The 5,493-nt window shown below is 70.8% G+C and carries 5 protein-coding genes; 2 read left to right on the plus strand and 3 right to left on the minus strand.

From position 1 onward, the window contains the following. Positions 1 to 119 precede the first annotated feature (119 nt). Together ACZ6QQ_RS05180 and ACZ6QQ_RS05185 are read right to left on the minus strand one after the other, a co-directional pair. On the minus strand, positions 120 to 335 hold the full coding sequence (locus ACZ6QQ_RS05180; protein ID WP_465874562.1) for a hypothetical protein: 216 nt from the start codon (positions 333 to 335) through the stop codon (positions 120 to 122). A 446-nt stretch (positions 336 to 781) separates the two neighbouring features. Then, the gene (locus ACZ6QQ_RS05185) at positions 782 to 1,717 is read right to left on the minus strand and encodes an FAD:protein FMN transferase (RefSeq protein WP_465874563.1); all 936 of its coding nucleotides are present in this window, start codon (positions 1,715 to 1,717) and stop codon (positions 782 to 784) included. Between the two features lie 220 nt (positions 1,718 to 1,937). Between ACZ6QQ_RS05185 and ACZ6QQ_RS05190 the strand changes: the two genes are divergently transcribed. Both ACZ6QQ_RS05190 and ACZ6QQ_RS05195 read left to right on the plus strand, forming a co-directional pair. Beyond that, entirely contained in the window at positions 1,938 to 2,969 is a 1,032-nt protein-coding gene (locus tag ACZ6QQ_RS05190) for a 3-isopropylmalate dehydrogenase (protein ID WP_465875017.1), read from the plus strand. Positions 2,970 to 3,196: 227 nt separating this feature from the next. Beyond that, positions 3,197 to 4,294, plus strand: coding sequence for a branched-chain amino acid aminotransferase (locus ACZ6QQ_RS05195; RefSeq protein WP_465874565.1), 1,098 nt, complete (start codon positions 3,197 to 3,199; stop codon positions 4,292 to 4,294). 130 nt (positions 4,295 to 4,424) lie between these two features. Here ACZ6QQ_RS05195 and ACZ6QQ_RS05200 read toward each other — a convergent pair whose 3' ends face one another. Then, entirely contained in the window at positions 4,425 to 5,168 is a 744-nt protein-coding gene (locus ACZ6QQ_RS05200; RefSeq protein ID WP_465874567.1) for a tyrosine-protein phosphatase, read from the minus strand. Positions 5,169 to 5,493: the final 325 nt, after the last annotated feature.

A 5,493-nucleotide genomic window follows, 5' to 3' on the forward strand; every position in this document is an offset into this window, starting at 1 on the left:
TTGGGGCGCCGGTGTGGTCGGGAGGTCACCCCCCGGTTTGACCGGCTGAGAAAAAAAACACCAGCGGGGATGGGGAAACCCTCCCCCTCCTCCCCCCCCCCCCCCCCCCCCCCGACGGGTCAGCGGATCACCGTTGCCGGTGGGGGATAGACCGAACCGTCCTGGGGGTCGAGCAGCAGCAGGCCGTGTTCGCCGGCAAGCCGCTCGATCAGGAGCAGTACCTCGTCGTCGCAGCTGGGACTGAGTTTCATCTCGATGTGGTCCGCCGCCAGGTGCAGCGGGACCACCTCCCAGGGCGAGCCGGGTGCGGGGACCCGGTCCGGGTGGTGCGCCATGAGCGCCCGGTGGAACATGACCAGCCGGGGCTGTGGTGCACCCTGGACGTGCTGACCCTGACGGCACCGTGCATGGGCCGCCCGCACGTCCGCTGACGAGGCCCCGTGCTGCAGGGCCCACACAACCAGATCGAAACTCACGGTGGTACAGGGTGCCATCCGTCGTTCACCGATTTGTGCATACCCCGCTTGACTCGCGGTGCATATCCTCAAGCGACGCGTCGTGCACGCGGCCTTGCGGCGAGTTGCGTCGATTGGTTAGGTTCCATACTGGATACCCGGTGAGTTCCCTGACGTGGACTCGTCTTCGGGTGATGAGCGCGCGTCGACCAACCGGGTAACCGGCACCCCGTGTACGCGAGCCACGCGTACTCGTCGCTGGCCGGCCCCCACGATCATTGCCGAGACCGTGGGGGCCGTTCGCGGCCGTCTCTCCGCCAGCCCCGTCAGCGCGCGGTGCCGGGCGGACGCGGTACGGCCATCAGCGCGCGGTAGCCGTTGGCGGTGGGGAACCAGTCCAGCCCGGCCGGACCGGCGGCGTACAGCGCGGTGGCGTATCCGTCGGCGACGGAGAGGTCCGGGCCGGCGACCGTGGTCGCGACGAGTTGACGGGCCGGCAGACCGGTGTGCGGGTCCACCACGTGTTCCCGACGTCCGGCCACGCCGGAACTGCCGATCGCCCCGCCGGTCAGTTCCAGGGTCAGCGGGGCCCGCTGGGCGCCGACCGGATGGGCCCGGTTCACCGGGTATTTTCCCTCGTTCGGGTGGTGCCCGCCGCTGGGGCGGTGCACCGCGACCCGCCACGGGCCGCCGTGCGGTGCGCGTCCGCGTACGACCAGGTCACCGCCGCTGAGTACGGCGTAGTCCTCGCTTCCGGCGGCCCGCAACCGGGCCGCCGCCCGCTCGACCGCCCAACCCTTGAGCAGTCCGCCGGGGTCGAACCCGCCCGGTACGGCCCACGCGTCGAACCAGCCGTCGGTGGCCGCCCGCATCGCCGCGCACCGGGCGACCAGGTCGGCCAGCGGCGGGTACGCGTCGGGGGAGATCTCGCCCCGGCGCAGCCGGCTCACGAGGCTCTCCGGTCGGGCCGGGCTGTAGGTGAGGTCGATCGCCCGCAGTTCCGCCACCGCGTCCCGCAGCGCCTCGCCGAGTCCCCGCCGCCCCCACCAGGCGGGACCGTTCACGACCAGCGAGTATTCGGCGATCGAGGTCCGTACGGTGTGCCGGGCGACCAGCCGGTCGGCGCGGGCGACGGTCAGCCCGGCGCCGGGTCGGCCGGGCAGGCCGGGGCCGGGACCGCCGCCGAGCCGAAAGTCGGGTTGCGCCGGGCGGTTCTCCACCCAGCGGTGACGATCGGTTCGGCTGCGTTCACTTATCGGCATCTTCCAGCCTCCTTCGCGGGTCGCTGCGGGATCGGCCCGGAGCCTGTGTTCGACCCACCCGAAGCACCATAAGCAGCGAAGATGGCCGACTCATGGGTATCGGCTGAGAGTGTCCTGAGGGTTTTCGCTTCCCAAATGGTAGGACCGGCGTACCGGAAATCGAGACGTAGCCTTAACGTTTCCTAGACGGCGCAAAAGACAGAGGGGTAGTGACGTGTCGGTGGCACGGATCGCGGTGGTGGCTGGTGACGGCATCGGACCGGAGGTGGTCGCGCAGGCCCGCAAGGTCATCGACGCGGTGCTGCCGGGGGTCGAGGCCACCGAATACGACCTTGGCGCCGCGCGCTACCACCGCACCGGCGAGGTGCTGCCGGACTCGGTCCTGGCCGAGTTGGCCGAGCACGACGCCATCCTGCTCGGCGCGGTGGGCGACCCCACCGTCCCGCCCGGCGTGCTCGAACGCGGCCTGCTGCTCAAGCTCCGCTTCGACTTCGACCAGTACGTCAACCTCCGCCCGTCCCGGCTCTGGCCCGGCACGGTCAGCCCGCTGGCCACCGTCAAGCCGGGTGAGATCGACCTGGTAGTGGTCCGGGAGGGCACCGAGGGCCTCTACGCCGGTGCCGGCGGCTCGCTGCACCGGGGCACCCCGGCCGAGGTGGCCACCGAGGAGAGCCTCAACACCCGCCACGGCGTCGAGCGGGTCATCCGGGACGCGTTCGCCCGCGCGCAGCGGCGCGAGCGGCGCAAGGTCACCCTGGTCCACAAGACCAACGTGCTCACCCACGCCGGCTCGCTCTGGGCCCGCGCGTTCGCGGCCGTCGCCGCCGAACACCCGGACGTCGAGACCGAGTACCAACACGTGGACGCGGCGGCGATGTTCCTGGTCAGCCAGCCGCAGCGGTACGACGTCGTGGTGACCGACAACCTCTTCGGCGACATCCTCACCGACATCGCCGCCGCCGTCAGTGGTGGCATCGGGCTCGCCGCCAGCGGCAGCATCAACCCCGAGCGGTCCTACCCGTCCATGTTCGAGCCGGTACACGGCTCCGCCCCGGACATCGCCGGACAGGGCGTCGCCGATCCGGCCGCCGCCGTACTCTCCGCCGCACTGCTCCTCGACCACCTCGGTCACACCGAGGCGGCCGCCCGAGTAACCGGGGCGGTCGCGGCCGAGCTTGCCGCCCGTACGCCGGGCGCGGGGCTGCGCACCGCCGAGGTTGGCGACCGGCTCGCCGCCCACGCGGCGGCCTGACCCGGCACCGGCTACCACCGGACACCCGTCTTTCCCCTGTTCGACGCCCGTCCCCGCAACTCCGGGACGGGCGCGGGCATTGCCGTGCGTGATCGGCTCCGGTCGGTCTCCGTCGATCAGCCGACCGGAGACTCCCGTTGAACGAACGTTCGGGGTAAGTTTTCAGGCACCAGTCTCTCTTTCGGCACGCCCCCGTCCGCGTGCCGTACCCCATGGAGGTCAGCGCGATGAGCGGTGGTGACAAGCTCGACTTCGAGATCCGTCCGAATCCTCAGCCGGTATCCGCCGCCGAGCGGGCCGCGCTGATGGCAAATCCCGGATTCGGTCGGGTCTTCACCGACCACATGGTCACGATCCGCTACGCCGAGGGCAAGGGTTGGTACGACGCACGCGTCGAAGCCCGTGGCCCGATCCCGATGGACCCGGCGACCGCGGCCCTGCACTACGCCCAGGAGATCTTCGAGGGGCTGAAGGCGTACCACGCGGCCGACGGCGGGGTGACCCTGTTCCGGCCCGAGGCCAACGCCGCGCGGTTCGTGGAGTCGGCCCGCCGGATGGCCATGCCGGCGCTGCCGGAGCAGGTCTTCCTCGACGCGCTGCACCACCTGATCGAGGCCGACCGGGAGTGGATCCCGACCGCCGACGACGGCACCCTCTACCTGCGTCCGTTCATGTTCGCCAGCGAGGTCTTCCTCGGCGTACGCCCGGCCAACGAGTACCTCTTCGTGGTGATCGCGTCGCCCGTGGGGTCGTACTTCTCCGGTGGGGTCAAGCCGGTCAACGTCTGGGTCTCGCCGAACTACACCCGCGCCGCCCCCGGTGGCACCGGTGCGGCCAAGTGCGGCGGCAACTATGCCTCCTCCCTGGTCGCCCAGGCCGAGGCGATGGAGCACGACTGCGACCAGGTGGTCTTCCTCGACGCGGTGGAGCGCAGGTACGTCGACGAACTCGGCGGAATGAACATCTTCTTCGTCTACGACGACGGCACCCTGGTCACCCCGCCACTGACCGGCACGATCCTGCCCGGCATCACCCGGGACTCGGTGCTGACCCTGGCCCGCGAGGACGGCCGTACGGTGGTCGAGCGACCGGTCAGCTTCGCTGACTGGCAGGCCGACGCCGCCAGCGGCAAGCTCCGTGAGGTCTTCGCCTGCGGCACCGCGGCCGTGATCACCCCGATCGGCACGGTCCGCTTCCCCGGCGGCGAGTTCTCCATCGCCGACGGCACCCCCGGCGAAACCACCACCGCCCTCCGCCAACGCCTGGTAGACCTCCAACGCGGCCGCGCAACGGACCCCCACAACTGGGTCCACCACATCCACTAACCCCAATGCCGCCCGCCGGCCCCCGGGGATCTCGCCGTTGATCATGAAGTTAGCGCAGTTTTCCGCCGTTTCGGCGCGCTAACTTCATGATCAACGCGTTTGTGGGGGGTGGGGGTGGGGGTGGGGGGATTTAGGTGAGGAGGTGGGTGCGGAGGGCGGTTATTTGGGTGGGGGAGAGGCCGGCGGTTCGGAGGTACTGCTCTACCGAGCCGTGGCGGGTGCGGAGGGTGTTGAGGAAGATCGTCATGGCTTCGGCGGGGGACGAGTAGTAGGGCTGCGGGGTGGGGAAGTCGCGCGGGGGTAGCTGGGTGGTGATCCAGTTCCGGAACCGCTCGGACGCCTCGGTGCTCAGGGCGTAGTCCGCGGCGATGTCGGCGTCGCTCACCCCGAGCACGGACAGGGTCAGCGCGCAGACCACCCCGGTCCGGTCCTTACCTGCCACGCAGTGCACCACCACCGGCGCCGCGTCCTCGTCGGCGATCGTCCCGATCGCCCGCGCGATACCGGCGGCCCCGGTCTCGGCCAGGTCCCGGTACCGCTCGGCGAGGTACCCGGCCACGCCGAGCTGCTCGTCGTACGGGACCTCGTCCCACTCCCGGTGCTCCGGGTGGATGTGCCGGTAGTCCAGCCCGTCGTAGGCCGGCACCCGACCGTCGCGTTCCACCTCGTGCGGTCGACGCAGGTCGAGCACGGTACGGATGCCCAGATCGGCGAGGATCGCCTGGTCGGCGTCGTCGATCCGGTGCAACGAGTCCGACCGGTACAGCCGGCGCCAACGGACCGTACGCCCGTCGAGTCCGGCGTAGCCGCCGACGTCACGGAAGTTGAAGAGACTGGCGAAGGCGGTCACACGACTGACCGGGGATGCGTCCATGGGCCCCACCATATCGGCTGAACCGGGCCGGTCGCCGGCCTGATGATCATGACGAGGATCGGGTACGAAGACCGGCGAAACTCCGGCGACCCGGATGGCCGGACAGCGATCGTCTTGACTGCGTGCACAGTTACCGGGAAGACCTGCGCCTCTTCGCTCCGGTGGACCGATCACCGCACGGGCGCCGGTCGACGGGGCGGCAGACGGACGGCGGGGGGGGGGGGGGGGAGGACCCCCCCCCCCCCCCCCCCCCCCCCCCAGCTTGGCGGTTTGCCCGGTTTTTGTGGGAATCCCTTTTCCCGCCCCGGCCGAGAGGCCGGTGGCG

It is taken from the genome of Micromonospora sp. NPDC049529, assembly GCF_055586685.1.

Coding starts and splice junctions, on each gene's coding strand:
- ACZ6QQ_RS05180 (WP_465874562.1), bottom strand. CDS start 335: ATGGCGCACCACCCGGACCGGGTCCCCGCACCCGGCTCGCCCTGGGAG.
- ACZ6QQ_RS05185 (WP_465874563.1), bottom strand. CDS start 1,717: ATGCCGATAAGTGAACGCAGCCGAACCGATCGTCACCGCTGGGTGGAG.
- ACZ6QQ_RS05195 (WP_465874565.1), top strand. CDS start 3,197: ATGAGCGGTGGTGACAAGCTCGACTTCGAGATCCGTCCGAATCCTCAG.
- ACZ6QQ_RS05200 (WP_465874567.1), bottom strand. CDS start 5,168: ATGGACGCATCCCCGGTCAGTCGTGTGACCGCCTTCGCCAGTCTCTTC.